The organism is Mycobacterium szulgai, from assembly GCF_002116635.1.
GTDB lineage: Bacteria > Actinomycetota > Actinomycetes > Mycobacteriales > Mycobacteriaceae > Mycobacterium > Mycobacterium szulgai.
In genome coordinates, this window is the sequence record NZ_LQPW01000005.1 from 119255 (window position 1) to 145633 (window position 26379).

Below are 26379 nucleotides of genomic sequence, written 5' to 3' on the forward strand. Positions count from 1 at the left end.
GACGAGTTAATCGGCGATGACCTCATTAAGTCAAGCAGTTGATTTAAGACGCTTCAGGATGAAATGGGTAAGGTCAAAACACAATCGTGACCGACACAGATCGAGCATTGCCCTTGCGGGGTCGGCGCGCGGAATGCGCGGCCCTGCAACGGTTGACGTCGTTGGCCCGCTCCGGCCAGAGCCAGGTGCTCGTCCTGCGCGGCGAGGCCGGCATCGGCAAGACCGCGCTCCTTGACTTCGTGTTCGAGAACGCATCGGGTTTCCAAAAAGCGCGGGTCGCGGGTGTCGAGTCCGAGATGGAGCTCGCCTTCGCTGGGTTGCATCAGCTCTGCGCGCCGTTGCTGGACTGCAGTGATGCGCTACCGGCTCCGCAGCGCGACGCGCTGGACGTCGCGTTCGGTCGCAAAGCCGGATTGCCGCCGGATCGATTTCTGGTCGGCCTGGCCGTCCTGACTTTGATCGGCGCCGCGACCGAACGCCGGCCGCTGATTTTCGTAGTCGACGACGCGCAGTGGATCGACCGCGTCTCGGCCGAAACACTCGCTTTCGTAGCGCGACGGCTGATCGCCGAGCCCGTCGCCATCATCTTCGCAGTGCGCGACGGCTTCCAAAACGGGCGGGCCGATGAGCTCGCCGGCCTGTCGGAGCTGACCATCGCCGGCCTGGCCGCCGGCGACGCGCGCGCCTTGCTGGACTCGGTCGTGCTGGGCCGACTCGACAACCAGGTGCGTGACCGCATCGTCGCCGAAACGCGGGGAAATCCGTTGGCCCTGCTGGAATTGCCGAAAGGCCTTACCGTCGAGGAGCTGGCGGGAGGCTTCGGGCCACCGGATGCGCGACCCCTGGCCGGGCAGATCGAGCAGACCTTCCTGCGCCGGATCCAAACGCTGCCCAGCCACACCCAGCAGCTGTTGCTCACCGCCGCCGCGGAGCCGGTCGGTGATGCCGCGCTGCTGATGCGTGCGGCCGAAAATCTGGGAATCTCACCCGATGCCGCGTCGGGTGCCGAAGCCGCGGGACTGATTGACGTCGGAACCCGGGTTCGGTTCCGGCATCCCCTGGTGCGTTCGGCGGCATACCGCGCCGCGGACCTCATGCAACGCCGGCGTGCCCATCGTGCGCTTGCCGAGGCCACCGACTCCGAGTCCGATCCCGACCGGCGTGCCTGGCACCTCGCCATCGCGGCAGCGGCGCCCGACGAGTCGGTAGCCCGCCAACTCGAGCACTCGGCCGAACGCGCGCAAGCCCGAGGCGGTGTGGCCGCGGCGGCCGCCTTCCTGGAGCGCGCGACTCAGCTGACCGCGGACCCGGTTCGCCGCGGCGCCCGGGCACTGGCCGCCGCCCAGGCCAAGCGCGACGCAGCGGCCTTCGACGCCGCCGATGACCTGTTGACTACTGCGGAATCCGCGACGCTCGACGAGTTGCAGCGGGCCACGGTTGCGCAATTGCGTGCGCAGATCGCCTTCGCCCGCAGCCGCAGCGGTGACGCGGACGCACCGACGGTCTCCGACTCTGCCGCCGGATTGCTCGATGCCGCCAAAAAGCTTGAGGCACTTGATGATGAGCAATCGCGTGAAACATATCTGGCTGCCGTCGGGGCGGCGCTGTTCGGCGGCCGGTTGTGCCCGCACGGTGGCATCACCATGACGGCGACGGCCGCCCGTTCGGCACCGCCAGGGCCAAAACCCGCCCGGCCGGTCGATTTGCTGCTCGACGGCATCACGCTGCGGGTTACCGACGGCCACGCGGCCAGTATGTCGGCCCTGCGCCAGGCGCTGAGCCTGATCCAGGCGCAGGCCGAGCACAGCGCCGGCGACATCATGGGCTGGTTCTGGCAGGCCTTTCCCATCGTGCAGGAGTCCGCGGCCCATGAACTGTGGGACGACGACGTCTGGCATCGACTTGCCACCCACGCGGTGCGGCTGGCACGCGATGCGGGCGCGCTTGCCGTGCTCCCGCTTGCTTTGGTCTACCGCGCCGGCGTGCACGCGCAGGCGGGCGAATTTTCCGCGGCGTCGGCTTTGATCGAGGAGGCCAACGCCATCACGGCCGCGACCGGTTACGCACCGCTGAAATACCACTCGGTGCTGTTGGCAGCGTTGCGCGGGGTCGAGACGGAGGCCATGAGCCTGATCCAAACCGCGATTGCCGACGGGGTCGCCAGGGGCGAGGGCCGAATAATCGGATTGACGGGTTACGCCAAGGCCGTGCTGTACAACGGCCTGGGCCGCTACGACGACGCCTTCAACGCTGCCCGGCAGGCATGCGAAGACGAGGACTTGGGCCTGTTCGGCTGGAGCCTTATCGAACTGATCGAAGCCGGCGTTCGAAGCGGTGATCCGCAGGTCGCGCGCGATGCGCTCGGCCAGCTCGAAGAGCGGGCGCGCAGTAGCGGAACCGATTGGGCGGCAGGCGTTTTGGCTCGTTCTCGAGCCTTGTTGGCCGACGACCGGGTAGCCGAACGCGACTACCTCGAGGCCATCGACAAGCTCGGGCGGACCCGGATCGTCGTCCACCTCGCTCGCGCACGCCTGCTCTACGGAGAATGGCTGCGCCGCTGCAATCGCCGCGTCGACGCCCGCGAACAGTTGCACACCGCCCATGAGATGTTCGCGCGCATGGGTGCCGAGGCCTTCGCCGAGCGCGCCCGGCGCGAGCTGCTGGTCACCGGCCAGAAGGTGAGCAAGCGCTCGATGGTGTCGGCAGGCGAGCTGACGGCCCAGGAGGCGCAGATCGCCAAGCTGGCCGGCGAAGGACTGACCAACCCCGAGATCGCTGCGCAGTTGTTCATCAGCACCCACACCGTGGAGTGGCACCTGCGGAAGGTGTTCGCGAAGCTGGGCATAAAGTCACGTCGGCAACTGCGTGGCGTGGCCATCGACTGAGTACACGGCTCCCCCATTGCGGCGGCACGGCACCACCAGCTTTGTTGGAAATGGCGCTAGAATTGGCCGGCTTTGGCGCAACAACCTGCCATTTTCTGCTAGGGGGGTCTAGTGAGTGACGGGAAATTCGACCTCGACGGCCACTGTTTGTCCCAAGAACATCCGTGGAGCATCCTGGATCTCTCCTTACCAAACGCTCAGCTCGCGGGCGTCTTCGCGGGCTTTCTGATCCTCGCGATAACCACTCTGTTGACCATGTCGGCAGCTCCTGGGCTCAAGAAGGGCACCCGCATAACACAATCGATCGTCTTGTTGGGTTTGGGCGTGGTTGTGCTTGGACAGGGTGCGTACTTTTTTGGGTCTATTGCGGCGACCAAACCTCCGGAAACCAGTCAGCCTCCGGCGCCCACAAATGCAGTAGGTAATTCCGTGATAGTCCTCGCACCCGAGAACCCGCAGGTTGCCGGACAAGCCCAACTGGCTACTCAACGGATTTGCGAAAGGGCCTGGGTACAGTTCATGCCGGCGGCGGGAATGCTCGCATTGGGCGCTGTACTACTTGTCGCTGGACTCGCCTGGATGATTGCCTGGCATCGAATGGCAGCCCCGCTTGTATCCGACGATAACGACTTGGTAGGCCACGCGAATGTTGCCATCGCATTTGTTCTCTGGGGAGCGATGGCCTTTCTCATATTCGATGTGTGGTACTTCGTTGAAGAAATGCATCAAGAGCTACACGCTTTGAATCAAGACTCGGCGGCGAATTTTGAGAAGTGGTCAGCTACCGTGGTTGGGTTTATTCTTTGCGCAATTTCCACATGGATACTCGTCCAAAAGCGCAACAGCCTCATTGGGCATAACGACGATCTCCATAAAGAGCCTAATTCCGTGTACGCAGTCGCAGTCTGGACAGCGCCCTATCTCTTCCTGAATCTGCTGTTGACACTATGGGCAACGGCGTCGGGTATGCGCTCACACCCGTTGTTCGAGCTGTGGGCAGGCATAAGTCTCGCCGTCTTCGGCCCCGGGATACTGTTCGTGTTGCTGGCGTTCGCGATGCCCGGCACAAATGGCCCGTGGCCTCGACGCGTGCTCACCCTAGGGGGTTTAGCCCTCGGCATTGCGTTCTTGGTACGCAGCTCCATATTCATTTTCCAGTTGGGCCACCGGCTGGGCGCTGAGGAGGGGCAATGTCGGCTCACTGAGTGATCGGAGCCCGACCCATCCCTAGTGCCGCGACGAGACTACGGACTTTCAAGGGTTCGCAGGACCGGCCCCGTGGCCGATGCTGGAAAGGCCAGTTCATCGCGCAACCATGGGGAAGGCTTGGTCATGAAGGTATTAGTCGTCGGCGGCAGTGGGCTCATCGGATCGCAGGTTGTCGCCATGCTCACCGATTTGGGGCACGAGGCCATCCCGGCGTCGCCACGTTCGGGGGTCAACACCGTGACGGGGGAAGGTGTTGCCGACGCCCTCGGCGGAGTCGACACGGTGGTGGATGTGTCCAACTCGCCCTCCTGGGCCGACGACGACGTGCTGAACTTCTTCACCACCTCGACGCGCAACCTGCTGGAAGCCGAACGAGCCGCGGGGGTGCGCCACCACGTCGCGCTCTCGATCGTGGGCGCCGACCGCGCGGCCGAAAGTGGCTACATGCGGGCCAAGGTGGCGCAGGAAAAGCTGATCGAGGAATCCGGTGCGCCGTATTCGATTGTCCGCGCAACGCAGTTCTTCGAATTTGTCGACGGCATCGCGGATTCACTGACCGAGGGCGACACGGTTCGTGCGCCGCACGGCGCATTCCAGCCCATTGCCGCTGCGGACGTAGCTGCCGGCGTCACCCGGGCTGCAACCGGACAACCGGTCAACGGCGTGATCAATATCGCCGGCCCGGAAAAACTCGGTATGGACGACTTCATCCGGAACCGGTTCAGCACGACCGGCGATTCGCGCCAAGTGGTGACCGACCCGACGGCCCGCTACTACGGCGCGGTGCTCGACGAGCGCAGCATCGTTCCCGTCGACGGTGAAGACGTCACGATTTTCCAGACCCGCTTCAGCGACTGGGCCGCGTCCCACCTATCCGGTGCTGCCCGGTAGGAACCGCCATGGAGTTGCTCGACCACACCGCTGTGGTCACCGGCGGAACGGCGGGCATTGGACTCGAGTCTGCGCGTCTGCTGGCAAGCGAAGGAGCCACGGTCATCATCACGGGCCGAAGCCAATCCCGCGGCCGGGAAGCCGCCGATGCCATCGGAGCCAAGGCTCGGTTCGTCCAGGCCGATATGGCCGATGCGGAATCGGTGAATTCGCTTGTGCAGCAGTGCGGTGAGGTCGATATCATCGTCAACAATGCGGCCAGCTTTCCCTCCGCATTGACCATTGACCAGGACATGGCCGTCTTCGAAGCGATGTTCGACACCAACGTTCGCGGCCCTTACTTTCTGGTCGCCGGCCTGGTCCCGGGGATGGTACGGCGGCGGCGCGGCAGCATCGTCAACATCACCACCATGGCCGCGTTCAAAGGGATTCCAGGTGCATCCGGGTACAGCGCCTCCAAAGCCGCTTTGGAGTCGCTGACCCGTACCTGGGCGGCCGAGTTCGGGTCGAGCAACGTGCGGGTGAACAGTGTCGCGCCGGGTCCGACCCGCACGCCGGGCGTCGCCGCCGAATGGGGCGACACCAACGAGGAACTCGGCAAGGCGCTCCCGCTGGCCCGCACCGCCTATGCGGCCGAGATCGCCGAGGCCGTGCTTTTCCTCAGCTCACCTCGCGCCAGCTTCATCACCGGGTCGACCCTGCATGTCGACGGTGGCGGCGCAGCTATCTGAGAATCACTGTTAGGCAATCGATCTCAGTACACCGAATGCGGCGGCGCCCCAACTGGGCGGCACCACCAACCGCCCGACCACCACACCGCCGCCCCACGCCGCCGAGACTCTTGTCCGCGGATCTCGCGAGCCGGTCATCGCGGCCGACGTCCCCGACGAAGTCATGCTCGCCGGGGAACTTATCGCCGCCGTGAACGGCCCTATCGCCGACACGAAGGGCCGCAATCGAAGCAGGCTTGTCATCGCCGCGGTCGCCGACGCCGGCTGCACGGGGTTGCCGAGACTTCGTAGCGCCTGGGGAATGCCAGACATCGCTTGGGCCAAGGCATCCAGCGTATCCGCGTCCGCGTCCACCCCCGTCGACTCGGGAATGCTTGCGCATGGCATCGGCGGCAGCAACGGGTCCAGCATCGACGCGGACGCCGAGGCGCCCGCGTAGCGATACATCGCGGAAGCATCCTGCGCCCACATCTCGCCGTACTCGGCTTCCATGGCGGTGATGGCCGGCGTATCGTGGCCGACCACATTGCCTTTGATCAAAGACGCCAGCCGAGCACGGTTCTCGTCGATAACCGGCGGCGGTACGGTGGCGGCGAGCGCGTTCTCGAACGCGCTGGCGGCGGCCCTGGCCTGACCGGCGATCGCCTCAGCCTGTTCTGCTGTCCCGGTCAACCAGCCGATAAAGGGAGCGGTGGCGGCGACCATCGCGTCCGAAGCCGGCCCCTGCCACCCGTCATCGGTCAGTGCCGACAACGCCGAATTATAAGATGCAGCAGTCGAATACAGGTCGTCGGCTAATTTGTCCCAAGCTGAGGCAGCGACCACCATCGGCTCAGAGCCGGCGCCCGAGTACATCCTGGCGGAATTGACCTCCGGTGGTAATTCCCCGAAATCCATTTGGTCTCACCTCCGGCTGGCCGCCTCAATTCAATCGCGTTGGCGCTCTTCATAACTATGCGGTGCACGCCGCCGGGCTATTGTGACGAGAGTCGGCCGAAATCGTTATCAAGCCGTTGAGTAACCGATGCAACCCGGCCACGGTGGCCAGACCCACCAAAACCAATCCGCCCCAGACGAGTTCGTCCGCGTTGAGGCGGTGTGCCGCAGACATCAGCGATCCCACCGCCAGATTGCCGACCAGAATTCCGACCCCCACGATGGTGCTGTAAAACCCATAGTGGGTCCCCACCAGCCGGTCACCGGCGAGCGCGACCACCGTGCGCATTTCAAAGGGGAACAGCGCCGCAGAGGCGATGGCGAGCAAGCTCGCCGACAGCAACAACGCCACCACCCCGGCCCACGCGCCCAACCGCTGGCCGTCCGGGAATACCAACAGTGGCACGAACGCTGCCGCCAGAATCATCGCCCCGGCCACCAGGCTGCGCCCGGTTCCCAAGCGCGCGGCCAACCACCGGGTGATGCGCAGCTGCCCGGCGATGGCGACCAGGCCCGATATCGCGAACATCACCGCCACCAACTGGGATTGATGGCCTGGCACCAACGCGGCCGCCTGCATGGGTAGGGCGAGATATACCTGGAACGACAACACATACGCACCGGTCATGACAACCGCGAACCAGAGGAATGGCCGGTTACGTACTACCGTCCGCCAATCCTGAAGTATCGAGGTCTTCTCGCCAGCGAACTCGGCCGTGTGCTGCGGGAGTGCCAGCAGCTGCGCCACCGTCAGCACCGCGAACACCGCCGCCGCACCCAGCACCGTCATCCGAAAATCGAACGCCAACAACACCAGTCCCACCAGCGGCCCGAGCAAGATTCCAGACTGGTAGAAGATGTTGAACATCGCGAACGCCTCGACTTTGCGCTCCCCGGAGTCGGCCGCAACGTAGGCGCGCACGGCGGGATTGAAGAGGGCACCCGCGAAACCCGTTGCCGCCGAGGCGATCAGCAGACTGGGCAACGACTGTGCGACGGCCAGTAAGGCGAATCCGCCGGTACGGATCAGGCAGCCCGCCACGATCAGCGGCTTATAGCCGAACCGATCGGCCAGGGTGCCTCCGGCGAAGAACATGCCCTGCTGGGCGAAATTGCGGACGCCCAGCACCAGACCCACCGCCCATGCCGCCAGGCCCAGTGGGCCGGCCAGATAGTCGGCCAGGTACGGCATCAGCATGTAGAAGCCGATGTTGATGCCGAACTGGTTGATCATGAGCACCCGGCTGGCCCGGTTGAAGCTGCGGAATTCGGCAACCACGCCCATCACGCCACCGCCTTGGCCGGGTTGACCACCGTGGTCGTCCGAGTCCACCGGGTAACCACCGCGGCTGAGGGCGAGGCGATCTCGTCGGGTTCGCCGGGCGGCGGTCCGGCGAGCAATTCGTGCTCATTGCAGTACTCGTCGTTGTAGATGGTGTCGAAGTAGCGCTGCGGTCCGTCGGGGAAGATCGCGGCAATGGTCGTGTCGGACGTGGAGGTGCGCGCGACCCATCCGGCGACCAGAGCGACGGCGCCGACGCTCCATCCGCCGCTGGCATAGTGGGTGGCCGCCATGTTACGGGCCGCCCAGACGGCCTCGGCGGGTGCGACCCAGTGCACCTCGTTGAACGCGCCGTAGTCCACGTTGTCGGGATAAATGCTCGAGCCCAGCCCGCGCATCAGCCTGCTTGTCGCGGGTTGGCCGAAGATGGTCGACCCGATCGTGTCCACGCCGATCAGCCGCAGCCGCGGGTTTGCCTCCCGCAGCACCCGGGCCACGCCGGCCGAATGTCCACCGGTGCCCACCGAGCACACCAGGACATCGATGTGCCCGAGCTGCTCCACCAGCTCCAGCGCCAGGCCCCGGTAGGCGTCGACGTTGTCCGGATTGGCGTATTGGTTGGGGTTCCAGGCGGCGGGGTCGGCGGCCATGAGCGCAGCGACCCGATCCTTGCGGGCCTGTTGCCAGCCGCCTACCGGGTGCGGTTCGGTGACCATATCGACGCGGGCGCCGTATGCGGTCAGCATCCGCGCGATGATGGGTTCCAGGCCCGGGTCGGTGACCAGGGTGACCGGATGCCGGTATACGTTACCGGCCAGAGCAAGACCCAATCCCAAAGTGCCGCTGGTTGATTCGATGATGGCACTGCCGGGGCGCAGGTCCCCGCGGGCGCGGGCCCGTTCCACCATGTGCAGCGCGGGACGGTCTTTCATCCCGCCGGGGTTGAATCCTTCGAGCTTGGCCCAGAATCCGCTGTCGGCCGTGCCGACCGGGCTCGACTCGCCAGAGACCCAGAGCACCGGGGTGTTGCCGACCATGGTGCCCGGTTGCCGGTTGCGTCCAGGGGTGAGGTGATAGCCCTCAGGTGCAAGGCGGATTCGGTCACGGGCCGGCCGCGGCCGCACCGAGGTGACGTGGGAACGGTTGGGGATGAGGATGCGTGGGTTGTTCATGTTTGTCGTCGCTTCTGCATCGGGGCGCGCGAGGATGCGCGGCAGGTTGATGTCGGTCAGCGGTCACCAGCGGTGGTGAATGGCCACCAGGGCTTGGCGCTGACCGGTCAGCGACGTGCCAGGCAGAACCGAGTCAACAACTCTCGGCCGGTAAGAATGGACGACAGCGCCGCGGGCGGGCCCCGCCCGGCCGGCACGATAAGGTGGGCGAACACCGAGCTGGCCGTCGCAGTCACAACGGCGCCGGCCGACTCGGTTTCGGCGGCCGGGCGCGGCAATGCCGCGGTCGCGAACTGCTTGGGGCAAGATGGGTTGTCCGTCAGGTGCGCATGGTTGGTATTGACCGCAAACTCCTTGCCCACCGATGTCACCAGGGGGTGAGCCGAGTGCGTCGCGTGTCGGTGAATCTGCGGAAGCCAGCACTGAGCGGCTACGACGGCGACCACCCAAGCCAGCGCAACCGCGACCATCGCGGCTCGTGTCCACATCCGACGGCTTGCCATGGCGGCTACTTTATACCCCCTAGGGGTACCCTGTAAAGGTGGACTTGCGCTTGCGCGATGCCCGATGTCCTAGCAGGGTACAAAGCGCGGGGCCGAATCAATTACAACGAGGAGCGGTTAATGCCGGTACTGCCAACGAGTGGTAACCCCTTCGGCGGAGTACAGCTCAGCAGGCGCGGCTTTATCGGCGCAGGTATCGCCGGCGGTTTCGCGCTGGCGGCGTGCAGTCGAAACAAAACCCCGTCAGCGGCCGCACGAATGGCCGCTGCCATCGACGCCGCCGAGGAGGCCCGGCCGCACAGTGGCCGGACGGTGACCGCTCATTTGACCCCGCAGCAGGCAGCGGTCGATCTAGGCGGCCTGATCGTCCACACCTTGGCCTACGGCGACGCGATCCCGGGGCCCCTGATCCGCGCGACCGTCGGCGACGAGCTTGTCGTGTCGGTGAGCAATCGGCTCGACCATCCAACGTCGGTACATTGGCACGGCATTGCCCTGCGCAACGACATGGACGGCGCCGAACCAGCCACCCCCAACATCGGGGCCGGTCAAGACTTCACCTACCGATTCTCCGTGCCGGACGCGGGCACTTACTGGGCTCATCCGCACACCGGGCTGGATGCCGACATGGGGCTCTATCTCCCGGTCATCGTTGACGACCCGACGGAGCCAGGCCATTACGACGCCGAATGGATTGTCATCCTTGACGATTGGACCGATGGCGTCGGCAAGAGCCCGCAACAGTGGTACGACGAGCTGACCTCCCCCAACAAGCCGACCGCCGAAAGCATGCCGCCGACGAGCACGACCACCACGACTTCCACTTCGCCTTCGACCTCGCCAACTTCGACCTCGACATCGCCGACTTCGACCTCGCCGACTTCGACTTCGACCTCGCCGACTTCCACGACGGGCATGCCGGGGATGCCGGGGATGCCCGGCGGTGGTGTCGGCAACAGCGACTTGCTCGGCGGCGACGCAGGCGACATCGCGTATCCGTACTACCTGGTCAACGGCCGGATTCCGGCCGCCCCCACCACATTTAACGCCAAGCCGGGACAGCGAATCCGCATCCGCTTCATCAACAGCGGGTCCGACACGGCGTTTCGAGTCGCACTGGCCGGGCACACCATGACGGTCACCCACACCGACGGTTATCCGGTCATCCCCACCCCTGTCGACGCACTACTGATCGGCATGGCCGAGCGCTATGACGTCGTCGTGACCGCCGCCGACGGCGTCTTTCCATTGGTCGCGGCCGCCGAGGGCAAGAACGCCGTTGCCCGAGCACTGCTTTCGACCGGATCCGGCAGCGCGCCCGATCCGCAGTTCCGGCCGAATGAACTCAACAAGCGAGTGGGGACCGTCGAAACCTTCATCGCCGCAACATCGGTCAATCTGGGCCGCCCCGAGCCCAACCTCGACCTGCCGGTAGTGCTGGGCGGCACCATGGCGAAGTACGACTGGACCATCAACGGCGAGCCCTACAGCAGCACCAAACCATTACACATACGGGAGGGCCAGCGCCCCACCCTGACGTTCGACAACACCACGATGATGTACCACCCAATTCACTTGCACGGTCACACCTATCAGGTGATCAAGTCCGACGGGACACTCGGCCCCCGCAAGGACACCGTCATCGTGCTCCCCAAGCAGAAGGTCCAGGTTGTCCTGTTTGCCGACAACCCCGGCACCTGGGTTATGCACTGCCACAACACATATCACCAGGATGCCGGCATGATGACCCGGCTCGACTACACGATGTGACGGCAGAAGAAGTCCAGCAGTAGCTCGTTGACTACGCCGGCCTGCTCGATCTGCGGGCAATGCCCGGCGCCTTCGACCACCACCGAGCGCCCGCCGGGTATTTGGGCGGCGAGTTCCGCGGCCCAGCCACCGGGCAGCAACTTGTCGTTGCCGCCCTCGATGATCAACGCCGGAACACCAATTCGCTCATAGGGCCGTGCATTCGACGCAATGGCCGTCGGCGCCGCATTGGGACGCCGAAAACGCGCGGCCGCCACCGCTTCCCACGCTCCGGGCGCGACGCTCGACTCGTAGCGCCGCCGCACATAGTCCTCGTCGGCCGGATAGCCGGCGTCGTAGAACAGCGCCTCGACGATGCGGCGCATGGCCGGCAAGCTCGCGTCGTACTCCTGCAGCGCCGCAAAGTGCCTATTCTGCAGTATCTCTCCTCCGCCGCAAATAATCGCCATGCTGCGGATCGGCAACAGCGGCGCTTCCGATGTCGCATCGGTGAGCAAGTTGATGGCGCCCATCGAGTTACCGACGAAATGTGCTCGGCCGATGCCAAGAAGCTGACACAAGCGGGCGACATGGCGAATGCGCATCGCTCTGCTATTGACGAAGTCGATAACCTTCGCGCTCTGCCCGAATCCGAGCTGATCCGGCGCCACCACCCGGTATTGCGTTGCAAGCGAGACGATGTTGCGTTCCCAGCCCAATTCGGCGCTGGCTCCGAACTCCCCACCGTGCAGCAAGACCACCGGATCGCCGTCGCCGGCTTCCAGATAACTGGTGTGCAGGCCGTCGACCTCGACGGTGCTGCGCTGCACTCCGATCACTTGATTGCGATCGGATTCACCGGAGAGCCAACGCCGCCGACGACCCGCAAAGGCGGTGCGATGAGCTGGAATTCGTAGACGCCGTCGGCGGCGCAGTCGACCGCCAGCGCGGTGAGGTCCCAGTATTCGCCGAGCATCAGTCCCATGTCCCGCAGGCACAACAAGTGGAAAGGCAAGAAGAGACCCTCTATTCCCGAGACCGGATCTTCGACTTGCAGGTTGTCGGCGGCGATGGCGGCAATCTCGTGATCGTGCAGCCACCGGGCGCATCGCCAGTCCAGACCGGCATAGGGTTCGGTTTTGTTACCGGTCATGAGAAACCTTGCCCACCAACCGGTTCGGATCAACACGATGTCACCGCGCTCCAGCGTCACTCGCTGCGCGCGAACCACGTCGTCGAGTTCTTCGGGAGTGATCGGGTTTCCGTGTTCGAGGAACACCTCCGCGCCGCGATGGCGCACCAGGTCCAGCAGCACCCCACGCGAGGTGATGCCCTTGCTGTCGACCTTGTCGATGCCACAGTGGAAGGCGCCCAGGCTGGTCACCGAACCCGCCGGGAAGCCGTTGTAGAGCTTGTCCTCGTAGTAAACGTGCGAAAACGCGTCCCACTGGGTGGCGGCCTGCAACGGCATGATGATCATGTCGTCGTTGAAGCGGAAGGGATTGTCCACCAGGTAGTTGCCCATCTGGTCCGCGGTCGGGTTCTGCGTCCAACCAGGCCCGTACCGGGCCAGGGTTTCGGCGTCCCCGCCGTCGATGGTCATCACATGGATCGGGTTGTGCCGGAAGCCGAAGGTGCCCTGCGGTCCTGAGGAGCCGAACTCCACACCAAGCGGGAAGACCTTGCCGTGGCGGACCAACGAGGCGGCTTGGCGGACCTTCTCGGCAGTGATGAAGTTGAGGGTGCCCAGCTCGTCGTCCTCGCCCCACCGGCCCCAGTTGCTGACATCGCGTGCGGCCTTGCGAAAGTCGGTCATGCTGGCCACGGACCCACTCCTTACTATTCTGCCGGCAGGTCACGGGCTATCGCCGCGCCCACATTCCCGCCATCGACCCACACGACTTGACCCGAAATATAACTGGCAGCGCGGCTATTCAGAAACAACAGGACGGCGGCCTGCTCGGCGGGATCCGATACCCGGCCCAGCGGCTTGGCGATGTCGTCGAGGAACTCAGGTCCGTACGCGGTGCGCAACTGGTCGAGGATCGGTGTTTGGGTGACGCCAGGTCCGGTGCAGTTGATCCGGATGCCGCGCGCCCCGAGACCGGTGACGCTGCGCATGGTGTAGAGAATGATTGCCTCCTTGGACAATTGGTAGCCGGTACCCAGCGCATCGGGATTGGCGGCACACCACTGAATGCCCTCCTGCATGGTGGCAGTGTTCAGCAGCGGAGCGACCTGCCGCAGGTGTTCGCGATACCCCGATGCCGCAAGCGACGACACGCTCACGATGGCCGAGCCGGCGCGCATCTGTGGAACCAGCGCCTCGGTGAGGTGGCGCAGGCCCAGGAAGTTGATCGTGACGATCAGGGGCGGGTCGCCGATGCCCGACGAGACACCGGCGACATTGAACAGGGCATCGATTGGCCCGCCGATCGACGCGACGGCGTGGTCGATCGACGCGGGGTCGGCCAGGTCGACTTCGCGAAAATCATTGAGCGCGAAAGCGGGTCGGCACTTATCCAGGCCGACGACGTCAGCACCGAGTTCGGTGAGCTGCCGCACCAAGTGCGCGCCGATGCCTGAGGCGCATCCGGTCACCACGGCACGGCGGCCGTCGTAGCGCCACAGCTCGTCCAACGGTTAGCCGCGCTCAGCTGTCATTTGCCTTGCTGCTCCTGCTCCTTGAGACGCTGTGCCGCCTGCACGCGGCCCTCATTGATCTCGGCCATGGCTTCGGGGATCTCGCTGGCGGTGAACTTACCGCCGCGACCGGTCGGCAGGCCACCGAAGGAGTAGTTTTCGTCGAATGGCGCGATGGTCGACTCCGGCCGGCGAGCTTCTACCTTCTCGATGACGGGAGCCAGGCGTGCGGCCTTATCGGCCACCGCCTTCGCGTCGCGCTCAATGAATTCGGGCAGCACCTCTTTGCCCATCAGCTCGATGGATTCCATGGTGCCTTCATGGCTGCGCGGGTTGAGCAGCAGAATGATCTCGTCGACGCCGCTCTCCTCGTAGCCGCGCAGGAATTCGCGCACGGTGGCCGGGGAACCGATCGCGCCGCGGCCCGGACCGTAGGCCAAGGTCGGATCCTTTTCCACCTCTTCCAGATACCGGTCCCACACTCCGGTGCGCCCCGGCGTGTGCACGCCTGTCATGTAGTAGTGCATGATTCCGAACGAGAAGAAGCCGCCGCCCTGCCCGAGCCGCTGCAGCGCCTGCTCGTCGGTCTTGGCGACCATCATCGACAGGTCACCACCAATGGCCAGGATGTTCGGGTTGATCGCCGGTGTGACCGGGACGCCGTTCTCCTCGAACTCCTTGTAGTAGCCATTGACCCGCTCGGTCAGCGGTCCCGGGCCGGTATAGGCGAAACTTAGTGCGCCGATTGCCTTTTGGGCGGCCATCTGCACGCTGGCCGGCCGCGTGCAGGCGACCCACACCGGGGGGTGCGGCTTCTGCAGCGGCTTGGGAATGACATTGCGGGCGGGCATCTGGATGTGCTCGCCTTTGAATCCGGTGAACGGTTCCTCGATCATGCAACGGATCGCGACCTCGAGGGCTTCCTCCCATTGCGCGCGCTTGTCGGCCGGGTCGATATTGAATCCGCCGAGTTCGCCGACGGACGAGGACTCCCCGGTGCCGAATTCGACACGGCCATTGGATATCAGGTCCAGGGTGGCGATCCGTTCGGCCACTCGAGCGGGGTGGTTGACCGCCGGCGGGAGATGCATGATGCCGAAGCCCAGCCGGATGTTCTTGGTGCGCTGGCTGGCCGCGGCCAAGAACATCTCCGGCGCGGTCGAGTGACAGTACTCCTCGAGAAAGTGGTGCTCGGTGAGCCAAACGGTGGAAAAGCCCGCCTTGTCGGCGGCTTCTACCTCGTCGAGGCAATCCTGCAGCAACTGGCGCTCGTCGTCGGGGGCCCAGGGCCGTGGCAACGCGAACTCGTAGAACAGTGAAATCTTCATCCATTTACCTCCTATGAGCATTAAAGGTGCGCGTCGCCGCATGTTTGGCTGCGACAAAGCCGAACGTCATAGCCGGCCCGATGGTGGCGCCGGCACCGGCGTAGCTGCGGCCCATTACGGGTGCGCTGGTGTTCCCCACCGCATAAAGCCCGCGCACCACGGTGTCGTCGGGCCGCAATACCCGGGCGTATTCGTCGGTGCATAGACCCCCGGAGGTGCCCAGGTCGCCGAGCACGATGCGGAACGCGTAGTACGGCGGGTCGCCCAGCGGATACAGGTTGGGGTTGGGCAGGGTCGGGTCGCCGTAATAGTTGTCATAGATGCTGTCGCCGCGGTTGAAGTCGTCGTCGTGGCCCTTGCGCGCCAGCTCATTGAAACGCTTTGCGGTCTTTTGCAATTGGTCTGCCGGTACACCGATCCCGTTGGCGAGCTCGTCCCAGTTCGATGCGGCCTTGACCACGCCGGAGTCCAGCCAGGCCGGCGGTACCTTGTGGCCGGTGGGCACCGGCGCCCCGGGGATCTTCGGGATCGGCAGGTGGCCGCCGACCACGTAGCGGTTGAAGGAGCGGTGATCGGTGATGAGCCAGCACGGGATGTGGGTGACCCCGGACTTCTGGCCTTCGATCATGGCGTGGCCGAAATCCATGTACGGCGCGGCCTCGTTGATGAAACGCTTACCCTCGCCGTTGACGATGAACTGGGCGGGCATCATTCGTTCGTTGAGCATGAATTGCATTCGGCCGTCCGGCCATTGGATGGCCGGAAACCACCACGCCTCGTCCAGCAGCTCGGCGGCGGCGCCTACGCGCTGGCCCGCTCTGATGCCGTCGCCCATCGCCGCGGGATTCCCGAAACTCCAGTCTTGGTCGACGAGAGGTTGGTGCTCCTTGCGCCAAGCCAGGTCATGGTCGAAACCGCCGGAGGCCAGAATCACCCCGCGCCGTGCCCCGATCCGCTGCGTGGTCCCGTTTCGGTACACCAATGCGCCGGTGACCGATCCATCGGCGTCGGTAAGCAGCTCTGTCATGGGCGAATTCAGCCACAGCGGGATTCCCCGGTCCTTCATCGCCAGGCGCAGCCGCGCCACCAGCGACTGCCCGATCGCCGCGACGCGCTCGCCGAAAACGCTGGCACGTACCATCCGGGAAACCAATTTCAGTAGCACACCCTTGCCCGCCCACGACTGGCGGATCCGGTAGAAGGACCGGAGTTCCTTGGGGCCCAACCATATTCCCTTAGGCGCCAGCGCCAGCGGCTTGAGCAGGTTGTGTTCGTCGGCGCCCAGCTTGCGCAGGTCAATGGGCGGTACGTTGATCGTGCTGCCCAGCTCGGAACCGCCCGGCAGTTCCGGATAGTAGTCGGCGTAGCCCGGCTTCCACACGAATTCCAGCCAGGGGCTGACCTTTTCCAGAAACTCCAGCATTTGCGGGGCCGACTCAACGTATTGCCGAATTCGCTGTTCACTGACCAGTCCGTCGGTGATCCGGCTCAGGTAACTCACCACGCCCTCGGGATCGGGGACATAGCCCGCTCGGCGCTGCGCGGGGGCGCCCGGCACCCAGATGCCGCCACCCGATAGGGCGGTCGAACCGCCGAAATGACTGGACTTTTCCACCACCAGCACGTCGAGTCCGGTTGCTGCGGCGGTCAGTGCAGCCGTCATACCGCCACCGCCGGAGCCGACCACCAGCACGTCCACCAGATGATCGAATTCGCCGAGAAGTTCAGCACTCATGCGACCGCCGCCGCCGTTCTGATCGCGAACCCGGCGATCAGTTCCGCGGCCTGCTTGTAGTAGCGCACGATGGTTCGATAGTGGCCAGCCGTGGCCAGGGCCGCGAAAGCGGCGACCCACGTCCTGATTTCATGCGCGGAGGTGCCACCCTCATGGACGACGAACGAGTTGGACCAATTGTCCAGGTCGGCGAGGTGTCCGCCGTCGACGACCTCCAGGAAGTGCTGATCCCAGGGCGGGTTGAGCGGTTGCAGGTCGCTGTCGCCTCCGGCGAAGTTCCGGGCAGCATCGATCACGGCCGTCTGCCGGGCTTGGCGCTGCTCGGTGGTCATCGGTTGACCGTGGACGATCCGGTCCAGTACCGCCGGACCCGCCGTGTCCAGCGTGGGAACGGGAGGGCTGTGCGATAGTCCCCCGGACCCCAGTAGCAGCACCCGCTTGTCCAGGGTTGCCAGGAACTCGCCGACCGCGGTGCCCAGTGCCCGGCACCGATGCAACGGTCCCAGCGGAACGGCGATCGCGTTGATGAAGATCGGGATCACCGGGATTGCCGTGGCCGTACCGAACAACTTTTCCAGCGGCTGCACCGTGCCGTGATCGACATCCATGCTCGCCGACACCGCGATGTCAACACCCGCCGCGAGCACGGCCTTCGCGCACTCCGCGGCAAGCTCCTCGGGTACGACGAGTGGGCCCGCGTGAGTACCGTAGTCGCCAACTCCATTGGCGCACAGTCCGATACAGTACGGTGGCATTACCTTGTAGAAGAACCCGTTGTAGTGATCCGGCGCGAAGACGACGACCAGCTCGGGGTCGTATGCACTGACGAACTCGCGGGCCTGGCCTATCGCGGTGTCCACGTCGTCAAGCAGATCCTGTGGCGGCCCCGGTAGATTCAGCAGTGGGCTGTGCGACATACAGCAAAGAGCCAGTGGCACGGTCAGGTTCACCTCCTCCGGGGGTAAGTGTGAGCGCATCGACCAGCGATGCGCTCAGCTCCGGAGCGAGCTGAGCGATACAAGCGCCGGCGATGCAGCGATCCGGGCGCAGGAACAACACCGATTCCTTGTGGGCGTCGAACCATGCCTTGAGCTGACCCGTGCGATCCCCCACTATCAGGGCATCGGGATCGTCATGCCCGGTCCAGTGCATTCCGACCAGCGGCCGGACGGTTACCAGCTTTGCGCCCAACGACTTCCAGCCCTCGAAAGCGACCTCGCCGAGGATCTTGCGCGGGTTGTTGTTCCAGCACAACACCGCGAACCAATCGCCGAGCACGTCGTCGAGCAGGACGTCCTGCTGTGTGCGGGTATCAATCCGGGGCTGGATGAACAAGGTGCCGACCGGCGATTCCGGGTCACGGGGGTCGGTGTGCACCACCGCTCCGCGCTCGTAACGCGGCATCGGCTTGAACCGCATCTCGAGCACATACCGCTTGAGCGACGGGACAATTGAGGCAGAGCGCACCAGCAGATCCCGGGCCGCGGTCACCCGGCGGTTGGTGGGCGAAATCACCCGGCCCACCATGGTGGACAGATCGATCATCGCCCGGGCATGCTTGCGGCGCTCCACATCGTAGGTGTCCAGCAACGCGTCACCGGCCCGGCCGGTCACCACAGCCGCCAGCTTCCAGCCCAGGTTCGCCGCGTCCCGGATGCCGCTGTTGTAGCCCTGGCCCTGCCACACCGGCATCAGATGTGCGGCGTCGCCGGCCAGCAGCAGCCGCCCGCTGCGGAACGCGCCGGCGATCCGCGAGTGGTGGGTGTAGATCCGACGCCGGATCACGTCGACCCGGTCCGGGTGAGGCACCAGCCGCGCCAGCATGCGCTCCAGGAATGCCGGATCCTGCGCCTGCTCGTCGGTCTCGTCGGCGTGAATCATGAACTCGAACCGGCGAATTCCGTGTGCGATCGAGATCGACGCATAGGGACGTTCCGGGTCTGCACCGACCTCGCTATTGGGATGGCCTAGCGGATCATCGGCGATGTCGACGACGAGCCACCGGGTAGACGACGTCGTCCCATCGAACGACACGCCCATCATCCGGCGCGTCGTGCTGCGGCCACCGTCGCAACCCACGACGTAGCGGGCGCGTACCGTAGCGGCCTCGCCGTCGCCAGCGAGTTCGACGGTCACCGCGTCGGTATCTTGCTCGCACGACGTCATCGGGCGGCTCCACCACACCTGGACATGCTCGAATCTGTCCAGACCAGCCAGCAATTCGGCATCGACCAGCGGCTGCACGAAGCCATTGCGCCTCGGCCAGCCGAAACGTGCGTCAGGCGGGGCCATTTCGGCCAGCACACGGCGTTTGGCGTCGACGAACCGCAGAATCTGGTTGGGCACGGTGTGCGGCAGCACGCGCTCGACCAGCCCGATCGACTGAAAGGTGCGCAATGCCTCGTCGTCCAGCCCCACGCCGCGCGGGTAGTCGATGAGCGTCGCGCGTTCGTCGACAACCAGAGTCCGAACCCCTTGCCGGCCAAGGATATTGGCCAGGGTCAACCCGACCGGACCCGCGCCGACCACCAGCACATCGACGGCGGCCATCAACGCCCCAGCAGGAAGTCGAGGTGCAGGCGGTTGAAGGTCTTGGCGTCCTCATACTGGGGCCAGTGACCGCAGCCCGTCATCACCTCGAAGCGCGCGCCGGGGATCATCGACGCGATGCGGCGGCCCTCGGGCACGTCGGCGGTGGGGTCATGACTGGTCCATAGCACCAGTGTGGGGGCGGTGATGGCGCCGTATTCCGCTGGCCCCAACAGGTTTCGGGCCCGGATCGCCGGGTCCTGCAGTGCCATGATGTCGCGCATCGCCGCGACGAATCCCGGCTGGCGATAGATCCGTTGCCGGCTGGCCACCAGATCGTCGTAGTCCTTCGACTTGTCGGCCATCAGCCACTTGATCCGCGCCTGCACGGTTTCCCAAGTGGGCTCCTCGGCGGCCGCCATCGACAGCGTGATGATCCGCCGCATCACCGCCGGGTCGGCCTGGGATCCGCCGGCGGTGTTCAGGACGAGCCGGTCGATCACGTCCGGGTGGTCCACCGCGGCGCGCGCGGCCACCCAGCCCCCCAGCGACTCGCCGGACAGGCTGATCCGCCCCACCCCGATGGCGCGCACCACCGCCATCAAGTGTTCGACGTAGTGGTGGATTTCCAGCGGATGGCCCGGCTTGTCCGTGTAGCCGTGGCCCAGCATGTCGATCGACCAGGTCCAGAAATGCTCAGCGTGCGCGGCGAGGTTGCGAACATACGCCTCGGCGTGGCCGCCGGACCCGTGCAGCAACACCAACACCGGCTTGCCGGGTTCACCCGAGCGCAGGTAGCGAGTCCGGATTCCGCCCGCATCCAGATAGCCCTGCTGGAACGCAACGCCCTGCAGATCACCCCAGACGCTCTCGAACTCCACCACAGTTCCATTCTGTGCTAATATCGCACGCTAATGTGCGTTATATATAGAGCTTCGCCCGCGCGTCTGGGTCTGTCAAGCCTGTGACAGGGGCTCAGGCGGGATCGCAGACCCTGGCCAGGGGGCTCACCGCGCTGCAATTGGTAGCCGGCTCACCGGCCGGGCTCACCATGCAACAGGTCGCCGACCAGGTCGGCGTGCACCGGACCATCGCCTACCGGCTGCTATCCACACTGGCCCAGTTCCGCCTGGTCGCAAGGGGCGAGGACGGGCGCTACCGGCCGGCGTCCGGACTCGCGGTGCTGGGCGCCTCGTTCGACCACAACGTGCGCCAACTGTGTCTGCCGACGCTGCGCGCCCTGGCCGACGAGCTGGGCACCACGGTGTCCTTGCTGATCGCCGAGGGCGACGAGCAAGTGGCGATCGCCGTCATCGTGCCGACTCAGGTCGCATACCAGCTCGCCTTCCACGAGGGCAGCCGCTATCCGCTGGACCGCGGTGCCGCCGGCATCGCGTTGCTGGCGAGCATGCCGGCGCGCCCGGGCGAACGCGATCTGGTCACCGAAGCCCGGGAGCGCGGCTGGGTCACCACGCACGGCGAGATCGAACCCAACACCTACGGTCTGGCGGTCGCCGTGCACCGCCCCGCTGCGTCCCCGCCTACCTGCATCAACCTCATCTCCCACCGCGAAGACGTGGTGATGCGCGGCAAGGACGCCGTCGTCAAGGCCGCACAGCAGCTGTCCGCACTGCTGAGCTGAAGGGATCCAGGCATGACGTGGGACGAAGAAAGCGACGTGGTCGTGCTCGGTACCGGCGGCGCCGGCCTCACCGCCGCGCTGACCGCGGCGAACTCCGGCGCCTCGGTACAGGTGTACGAAAAGGCCCCGACCGTCGGCGGCACCACCGCGGTGTCGGGCGGAATCGTGTGGATCCCCGCCCATCACCGCTGCCCCGACCGGGAGTTGACGATCGCCGACGCACTGCAATACCTGCGCGCGCAGTCATTGGGTTCGATGGACGACGCCCTGGTGGAGACGTTCGTTCGGACCGGCCCAGCAATGCTCGACTACGTCGAGGCACACAGCGGCCTGCGCTTCGACATCGCCGAAGGATTCCCCGATTACCAGCCCGAGTTGCCCGGCGGACAACCAACCGGAGGCCGCTCCCTGAGCGCTGCACCCTTCGATCTCAACCAGCTGGGCGACTGGGCCGGGCGAATCACCTCGTTCCCCGCCGACTGGTCCAACGTCGGTTTCGACGCCGAGACCAGGGCCCGTCTGCACGCCGACATCGAGCGTTCCGGCGAATTGTGCGTGGCCGGCACCGCACTGATCGCCGGGCTGCTGAAAGGCTTGCTCGACGCCGGCGTGGCGCCGGCGACCAACGCGCGCGCCGAGGAACTCATCGTCGAGTCCGGCGAAGTCACCGGGGTGCGCATCGCGCACGACGGGCGGGATATCACCGTGCGCGCCCGCCGTGGCGTCGTACTGGGGACCGGCGGCTTCGAGTGGAATCCCGTTCTGGTGCAAGCCTTTCTGCGCGGCCCAATGCACGGCGCGGTTTCACCACCGAACAACACCGGTGACGGGCTGCGCATGGCGATGGCACATGGCGCCGACCTGGCCAACATGGGCGAGGCGTGGTGGGTGCCGATCGTGCGCATCCCCGGCGACACCATCGACGGCAAACAGCGCAGCCGCAGCGTCCGGCTGGAGCGAACACGCCCGCGCAGCATCATCGTCAACCGGGCTGGACGGCGATTCGTCAACGAGGCCTGTGATTACAACTCGATGGCCGGCGCTTTCCACTACCTCGATCCCCGCAACGGCTACGTCAACGATCGCGGCTGGATCGTCTTCGACTCGATTCACTTGCAGCGCTATGGATTTCTGGGCGTTGCTCCGGGAGAACCGGTTCCGCAGTGGTTCTGCGAATCGGCCGATCTGACCGAATTGGGCGCAAAGACCGGCATCGACGCCGACGGTCTGGCCGCAACCATCGCACGCTGGAACCGCAATGTCGCCGCGGGCTCCGATCCCGACTTCGGCCGCGGCTCCAGCGCCTACGACGGCTATTGGGGCGACGACAGCGCTAGCACCGTGGCCGGAAAAACCCTGGGCCCCATCGACAGCGCCCCCTACTATGCGGTGCCCGTGTGTGCGGGTGCGATGGGCACCAAGGGCGGACCCCGCACCGACCGCGACGGCCGGGTGCTGCATGTCAAGGGGGGCGAACCCATACCCGGCCTGTTCGCCGCGGGCAACGCGATGGCGGGAGTGACCGGGCGGGCATATGGCGGTGCCGGCGGAACCATTGGCCCGGCAATGGTTTTCGGCTATCGCGCCGGATATGCCGCGGCCACCGGGAAGTCCGTCGACCAGCAGTAGCGCCGGGAATCGAGTGTGAATCCGGGGCTTTCAGTGTGCGCGCATGGCGGCGGCCGACCCGCTAGAGCGCCCAGGATTCACGCTCGGCACGGCAGAGCGCCCGGGATGCACACTCAGGTTTTGAGCGGCAATTCCACGCAGACGTGTGTGCCCGTAGGCGTATCGAGGAAGATGAACGCCCCGCCGGCGGCGTCGACGCGGGCCCGGTGCGAAGCCAGCCCGATGTGCCCCTCCCCGAGGCGGCGGGCCATGGTCTCACCGGTGATTCCCACGCCGTCGTCGGCCACATCCAAAACGCACCTGCCATCGGTCAGCCCGAGGGTGACCGATGCGTTCTTCGCCCGCGAGTGGTGGACGACGTTGGACAGCAATTCGCGAGCGACGCCAAACACGATGGGGTCGATGGCATTGCGTACCGGATAGTCGATGTCGCTGGTGATCTTGATACCTGAGCGCTGGGAGGTGAACGTGACCAGCTGTTGCACAGCAGCACCCAGCCCAACCTGCTCGAGGACGGCCGGGTGCAACTCAAAAGTGGCCTGCCGCAATCGCTCCGACGCGCTCTGCAGCCCGGCCAGCGCCCGTCCCACTCGCTCATCCCCGGGCGAGGCGGTGTCGAGCTCGATGAGTTCCTGGCGTGCGGCGAGCACATCTTGCAGCGGCCCATCGTGGATGGACTCCGAAATGCGGCGCTGCAACACCTCCGATGCCGTCATCGTCTGGGCAAGCAACTCCTCGCGCAGCGCACTCAATCCGGCGATCGAGCGGGCATGCCGCTCTTCGATACGCACCACCACCAAGGCCGTGCCGCATAGGAACGCATACAGCAGGAACCGGAAAATGGCTTCCGGCCACCCAATGGCACGCACCATCACCGGATCCTCGATCACCGCGACCGCGAATCCGACGAGCGTGAACGCCAGCACCACTGCCGCGCGCCGCGTCGAAACGTCAAGGCCCACCAGCACCGGCAGTAGCGTCATGATCAGCAGCGGATAGATGCCGTCGGTGGACAGCAGCTGAAATCCCGTCAGCGCCAACACGTCGATCGCGGTGAACGCAAAGGGCTCATAACGGCTCATGCCGGCCAGTGGGCCCACGTGTATCCATTGCCGCAGCGGGGAAAACACCAGCATCACAGCAACCAGCGCGGCGAGCGAGTACAAAATGATCATCACCGACTGTTGGCCCCATTCGGCCGGGCGGGTGCCGATCAGCATGGCGGCGACCATGAGTAACACCACGCCCAGCCGCAGCACCGAAGCTATTCGGTAGGAACGTAGCTGGTGCGCCCGCCGCACCCGATCCAGTTCTACGTCGCTGGTCAACGCCACAGGGACACCGTACTCATCACGTTCCTCCAAAATCTGTGGTTGCGCCTGGCGAGTCCATCTGCTTGCGGCTCGGTGCGGGAGGCCGTTGAACGTTGTTGCGGGTCGCTTGACCCTGTCGCGTGCGGCCACCAGAGTGGTAACGATGGCGTTCCTTCGGAGCAAACTCTCGACATGCCCATCGCGCGATTGTTAACGGCACTTTGCGGGCAAGCGGCTAAACTCGTCGCCATGGTCGGCGCTGCATGGAAATGACCAAGCCCGAGAAAGTGCGCGTGGTGGTCGGCGACGATCACCCGCTGTTTCGCGAGGGCGTTGTTCGGGCGCTTTCGCTGAGCGGCTCGGTGAACGTTGTCGGGGAGGCTGACGACGGCGCGGCTGCGCTTGAGTTGATCAAGGCGCACCTGCCCGACGTCGCATTGCTGGACTACCGCATGCCCGGAATGGACGGGGCGCAAGTGGCCGCGGCGGTGCGCAGCTACGACTTGCCCACCCGGGTACTGCTGATTTCGGCGCATGACGAATCGGCGATCGTGTACCAGGCGCTGCAACAGGGCGCCGCCGGATTCCTGCTGAAAGATTCCACGCGCACCGAGATCGTCAAGGCGGTGCTCGATTGCGCCAAGGGCCGCGATGTGGTGGCCCCTTCGCTGGTCGGGGGGCTTGCCGGCGAGATTCGGCAACGGGCGGCACCGATGGCCCCGGTGCTCAGCGCACGCGAGCGCGAGGTACTCAACCGCATCGCCCGCGGGCAAAGCATCCCGGCGATCGCGGCCGAGTTGTACGTGGCACCGTCCACGGTCAAGACCCATGTGCAGCGGCTGTACGAGAAGCTCGGCGTCAGCGATCGCGCCGCGGCCGTCGCCGAGGCGATGCGCCAGGGGTTGCTCGACTAGTTCAGGCATCTCAGGGGTAACTCCACCAGGACGCGGGTGCCCGCCGACGTTTCCATGAAGACCAACATTCCGCGGGCGGCATCCACCCGCGCCCGGTGCGAAGCCAGGCCGATATGCCCCTCGCCTAGGCGACGCGCCATCGTGTCACCGCTGACGCCGACACCGTCGTCGGAGACGTCCAGGACGCTTGTCCCATCCGAGACGGCAAGGCTGACCGACGCGTGCTTGGCGTGGGAATGCCGTACCACATTGGACAGCAGCTCCCGGGCCACACCGAAAATGATGGGGTCGTTGGCGCTGCGGACGGGGTAGTCGATATCGGTGGTGATCTCGATTCCCGACCGCGCAGCGGTGAAGGCGGCCAGCTGTTGTACCGCGGCACCCAGTCCGACCTGCGCCAGAACTGCCGGATGCAGCTCGAAGGTCGCCTGCCGCAGTCGCTCTGAGGCGCTTTGCAGCGCGACCAGCGCGTGTCCCACCCGCTCGTCGCCGGGAGCAGCGGTATCCAGCTCGACGAGCTCTTGTCGCGCGACGAGCACGTCTTGCAGCGGTCCGTCGTGGATGGCCTCGGAGATCCGGCGCTGCAGTACTTCGGTGGCGGTCATCGTCTGGGCAAGCAACTCCTCGCGCAGCGCGCTCAGGTTCGCGACCGAACGGACCCGACGCTCCTCGATGCGGACCGCGACCATCGCTATGCAGCACAGGAACGCGTAAAGCGCGAAAAGAAACCCCGTATCCGGCCATTCGAGCGAGCGCACCACCAACCGGTCCTGAAGTCCGGCGATGGTGAACCCGATCAGGGTCACGGTGAGTACCACCGCCGCGCGTCGCGACGACACGTCGAGGCCAACCAGGACCGGCAAGAGGGTCATGATCAAGATCGGAAAGATTCCGTCGGAGGACAGCAGCTGAAATCCCGTCAGCGCCACCACGTCGATGATGATGAAAACCAACGGCTCGAACCGGCCCACGCCGGACAAACGGCCCATCCCCAAGCGGTCGAACGGCACGAACGCCAACACCAGTGCGGACAGCGCGGCGAACGAGTAGAAGGCGATCAACGTGGTCTGACTGCCCCACTCCGATCGCGGGGAGCTGACGAACATCGCGACCACCATGAACGCCAGCAGACCGACGCGCAACACCGCAACGATGCGGTAGGAGCGCAATTGGTGAACTCTGCGCACCCGTTTCAGTTCGATATCGCTGGCGTTCACTACCGCAACACCGTACTCACGGAATCCGTGGACCGGGTCACTCGCCACGACGCGGGGAGCCCACCAGCGAC

Annotated in this window: 22 protein-coding genes; 8 read left to right on the forward strand and 14 right to left on the reverse strand. The window is 65.4% G+C overall.

Annotation, left to right across the window (positions count from 1 at the left end; all coding sequences use genetic code 11):
• The first annotated feature begins 86 nt into the window (after nucleotides 1-86).
• From AWC27_RS00775 to AWC27_RS00790, 4 genes are all read left to right on the forward strand, one after another.
• Nucleotides 87-2885, forward strand: coding sequence for a helix-turn-helix transcriptional regulator (locus AWC27_RS00775; RefSeq protein ID WP_245846743.1), 2799 nt, complete (start codon nucleotides 87-89; stop codon nucleotides 2883-2885).
• 111 nt (nucleotides 2886-2996) lie between these two features.
• Nucleotides 2997-4094, forward strand: coding sequence for a hypothetical protein (locus AWC27_RS00780; RefSeq protein ID WP_085668561.1), 1098 nt, complete (start codon nucleotides 2997-2999; stop codon nucleotides 4092-4094).
• A 123-nt stretch (nucleotides 4095-4217) separates the two neighbouring features.
• Nucleotides 4218-4985, forward strand: coding sequence for an SDR family oxidoreductase (locus AWC27_RS00785; RefSeq protein WP_085668563.1), 768 nt, complete (start codon nucleotides 4218-4220; stop codon nucleotides 4983-4985).
• Between the two features lie 8 nt (nucleotides 4986-4993).
• Nucleotides 4994-5716 carry an SDR family NAD(P)-dependent oxidoreductase gene (locus tag AWC27_RS00790; protein WP_085668565.1) on the forward strand — a complete coding sequence of 241 codons (723 nt, stop codon included), beginning with the start codon at nucleotides 4994-4996 and terminating at the stop codon, nucleotides 5714-5716.
• A 9-nt stretch (nucleotides 5717-5725) separates the two neighbouring features.
• On the opposite strand, the gene AWC27_RS00795 is transcribed toward AWC27_RS00790, so the two are convergent.
• The 4 genes from AWC27_RS00795 to lpqS form a co-directional block, all read right to left on the reverse strand.
• On the reverse strand, nucleotides 5726-6613 hold the full coding sequence (locus AWC27_RS00795; protein ID WP_085668567.1) for a PPE family protein: 888 nt from the start codon (nucleotides 6611-6613) through the stop codon (nucleotides 5726-5728).
• 55 nt (nucleotides 6614-6668) lie between these two features.
• Nucleotides 6669-7937: an MFS transporter gene (locus tag AWC27_RS00800; RefSeq protein ID WP_085668815.1), complete on the reverse strand. Its 1269-nt coding sequence runs from the start codon at nucleotides 7935-7937 to the stop codon at nucleotides 6669-6671.
• Complete coding sequence (locus AWC27_RS00805) at nucleotides 7937-9058, reverse strand: PLP-dependent cysteine synthase family protein (protein WP_139836695.1); 1122 nt, start codon at nucleotides 9056-9058, stop codon at nucleotides 7937-7939. The genes AWC27_RS00800 and AWC27_RS00805 overlap by 1 nt, the downstream gene beginning before the upstream one ends.
• A gap of 155 nt (nucleotides 9059-9213) precedes the next feature.
• Nucleotides 9214-9609, reverse strand: coding sequence for a putative copper homeostasis (lipo)protein LpqS (lpqS, locus tag AWC27_RS00810; protein WP_245846745.1), 396 nt, complete (start codon nucleotides 9607-9609; stop codon nucleotides 9214-9216).
• Nucleotides 9610-9729: 120 nt separating this feature from the next.
• Between lpqS and AWC27_RS00815 the strand changes: the two genes are divergently transcribed.
• The gene (locus AWC27_RS00815) at nucleotides 9730-11379 is read left to right on the forward strand and encodes a multicopper oxidase family protein (protein WP_085668572.1); all 1650 of its coding nucleotides are present in this window, start codon (nucleotides 9730-9732) and stop codon (nucleotides 11377-11379) included.
• On the opposite strand, the gene AWC27_RS00820 is transcribed toward AWC27_RS00815, so the two are convergent.
• From AWC27_RS00820 to AWC27_RS00855, 8 genes are read right to left on the reverse strand one after another with little or no spacing between them, the layout of a single operon-like run.
• On the reverse strand, nucleotides 11367-12194 hold the full coding sequence (locus tag AWC27_RS00820; protein ID WP_085668817.1) for an alpha/beta fold hydrolase: 828 nt from the start codon (nucleotides 12192-12194) through the stop codon (nucleotides 11367-11369). The genes AWC27_RS00815 and AWC27_RS00820 overlap by 13 nt on opposite strands.
• Entirely contained in the window at nucleotides 12194-13183 is a 990-nt protein-coding gene (locus AWC27_RS00825) for a cyclase family protein (RefSeq protein WP_085668574.1), read from the reverse strand. Before AWC27_RS00825 ends, AWC27_RS00820 begins: the two co-directional genes overlap by 1 nt.
• Nucleotides 13184-13197: 14 nt before the next feature.
• A complete protein-coding gene (locus AWC27_RS00830; RefSeq protein WP_085668576.1) occupies nucleotides 13198-13998 on the reverse strand; it encodes a coniferyl-alcohol dehydrogenase in 801 nt (266 codons plus the stop codon).
• A 20-nt stretch (nucleotides 13999-14018) separates the two neighbouring features.
• Nucleotides 14019-15329, reverse strand: coding sequence for an LLM class flavin-dependent oxidoreductase (locus AWC27_RS00835; RefSeq protein WP_085668578.1), 1311 nt, complete (start codon nucleotides 15327-15329; stop codon nucleotides 14019-14021).
• A gap of 4 nt (nucleotides 15330-15333) precedes the next feature.
• Entirely contained in the window at nucleotides 15334-17064 is a 1731-nt protein-coding gene (locus AWC27_RS00840; protein ID WP_085668580.1) for an FAD-binding protein, read from the reverse strand.
• Nucleotides 17061-17981 carry a 3-carboxyethylcatechol 2,3-dioxygenase gene (locus AWC27_RS00845; RefSeq protein ID WP_245846747.1) on the reverse strand — a complete coding sequence of 307 codons (921 nt, stop codon included), beginning with the start codon at nucleotides 17979-17981 and terminating at the stop codon, nucleotides 17061-17063. The genes AWC27_RS00840 and AWC27_RS00845 overlap by 4 nt, the downstream gene beginning before the upstream one ends.
• The gene (locus AWC27_RS00850; protein WP_085668583.1) at nucleotides 17929-19614 is read right to left on the reverse strand and encodes a bifunctional 3-(3-hydroxy-phenyl)propionate/3-hydroxycinnamic acid hydroxylase; all 1686 of its coding nucleotides are present in this window, start codon (nucleotides 19612-19614) and stop codon (nucleotides 17929-17931) included. The genes AWC27_RS00845 and AWC27_RS00850 overlap by 53 nt, the downstream gene beginning before the upstream one ends.
• Nucleotides 19614-20477, reverse strand: coding sequence for an alpha/beta fold hydrolase (locus AWC27_RS00855; protein ID WP_085668584.1), 864 nt, complete (start codon nucleotides 20475-20477; stop codon nucleotides 19614-19616). The genes AWC27_RS00850 and AWC27_RS00855 overlap by 1 nt, the downstream gene beginning before the upstream one ends.
• Nucleotides 20478-20557: 80 nt before the next feature.
• Here AWC27_RS00855 and AWC27_RS00860 point away from each other — a divergent pair, with 80 nt between their 5' ends.
• A complete protein-coding gene (locus AWC27_RS00860; protein ID WP_085668586.1) occupies nucleotides 20558-21235 on the forward strand; it encodes an IclR family transcriptional regulator in 678 nt (225 codons plus the stop codon).
• A 12-nt stretch (nucleotides 21236-21247) separates the two neighbouring features.
• Complete coding sequence (locus AWC27_RS00865; RefSeq protein ID WP_085668588.1) at nucleotides 21248-22864, forward strand: FAD-dependent oxidoreductase; 1617 nt, start codon at nucleotides 21248-21250, stop codon at nucleotides 22862-22864.
• Nucleotides 22865-22977: 113 nt separating this feature from the next.
• Here the strand turns inward: AWC27_RS00865 and AWC27_RS00870 are convergent, their stop codons facing one another.
• Entirely contained in the window at nucleotides 22978-24198 is a 1221-nt protein-coding gene (locus AWC27_RS00870; RefSeq protein ID WP_085668589.1) for a sensor histidine kinase, read from the reverse strand.
• Between the two features lie 242 nt (nucleotides 24199-24440).
• Here AWC27_RS00870 and narL point away from each other — a divergent pair, with 242 nt between their 5' ends.
• Nucleotides 24441-25091: a two-component system response regulator NarL gene (gene narL / locus AWC27_RS00875; protein WP_083111795.1), complete on the forward strand. Its 651-nt coding sequence runs from the start codon at nucleotides 24441-24443 to the stop codon at nucleotides 25089-25091.
• On the opposite strand, the gene AWC27_RS00880 is transcribed toward narL, so the two are convergent.
• The gene (locus AWC27_RS00880) at nucleotides 25088-26308 is read right to left on the reverse strand and encodes a sensor histidine kinase (protein WP_211281528.1); all 1221 of its coding nucleotides are present in this window, start codon (nucleotides 26306-26308) and stop codon (nucleotides 25088-25090) included. The two genes, narL and AWC27_RS00880, sit on opposite strands and share 4 nt — an antisense overlap.
• Between the last annotated feature and the right edge of the window lie 71 nt (nucleotides 26309-26379).

What these genes read in the sequence shown, in the direction of transcription:
- AWC27_RS00785 (WP_085668563.1), top strand. Translation starts at nt 4,218, where the DNA reads ATGAAGGTATTAGTCGTCGGCGGCAGTGGGCTCATCGGATCGCAGGTT.
- AWC27_RS00790 (WP_085668565.1), top strand. Translation starts at nt 4,994, where the DNA reads ATGGAGTTGCTCGACCACACCGCTGTGGTCACCGGCGGAACGGCGGGC.
- AWC27_RS00795 (WP_085668567.1), bottom strand. Translation starts at nt 6,613, where the DNA reads ATGGATTTCGGGGAATTACCACCGGAGGTCAATTCCGCCAGGATGTAC.
- AWC27_RS00800 (WP_085668815.1), bottom strand. Translation starts at nt 7,937, where the DNA reads ATGGGCGTGGTTGCCGAATTCCGCAGCTTCAACCGGGCCAGCCGGGTG.
- lpqS (WP_245846745.1), bottom strand. Translation starts at nt 9,609, where the DNA reads ATGGCAAGCCGTCGGATGTGGACACGAGCCGCGATGGTCGCGGTTGCG.
- AWC27_RS00815 (WP_085668572.1), top strand. Translation starts at nt 9,730, where the DNA reads ATGCCGGTACTGCCAACGAGTGGTAACCCCTTCGGCGGAGTACAGCTC.
- AWC27_RS00835 (WP_085668578.1), bottom strand. Translation starts at nt 15,329, where the DNA reads ATGAAGATTTCACTGTTCTACGAGTTCGCGTTGCCACGGCCCTGGGCC.
- AWC27_RS00840 (WP_085668580.1), bottom strand. Translation starts at nt 17,064, where the DNA reads ATGAGTGCTGAACTTCTCGGCGAATTCGATCATCTGGTGGACGTGCTG.
- AWC27_RS00845 (WP_245846747.1), bottom strand. Translation starts at nt 17,981, where the DNA reads ATGTCGCACAGCCCACTGCTGAATCTACCGGGGCCGCCACAGGATCTG.
- AWC27_RS00850 (WP_085668583.1), bottom strand. Translation starts at nt 19,614, where the DNA reads ATGGCCGCCGTCGATGTGCTGGTGGTCGGCGCGGGTCCGGTCGGGTTG.
- AWC27_RS00865 (WP_085668588.1), top strand. Translation starts at nt 21,248, where the DNA reads ATGACGTGGGACGAAGAAAGCGACGTGGTCGTGCTCGGTACCGGCGGC.
- narL (WP_083111795.1), top strand. Translation starts at nt 24,441, where the DNA reads ATGGAAATGACCAAGCCCGAGAAAGTGCGCGTGGTGGTCGGCGACGAT.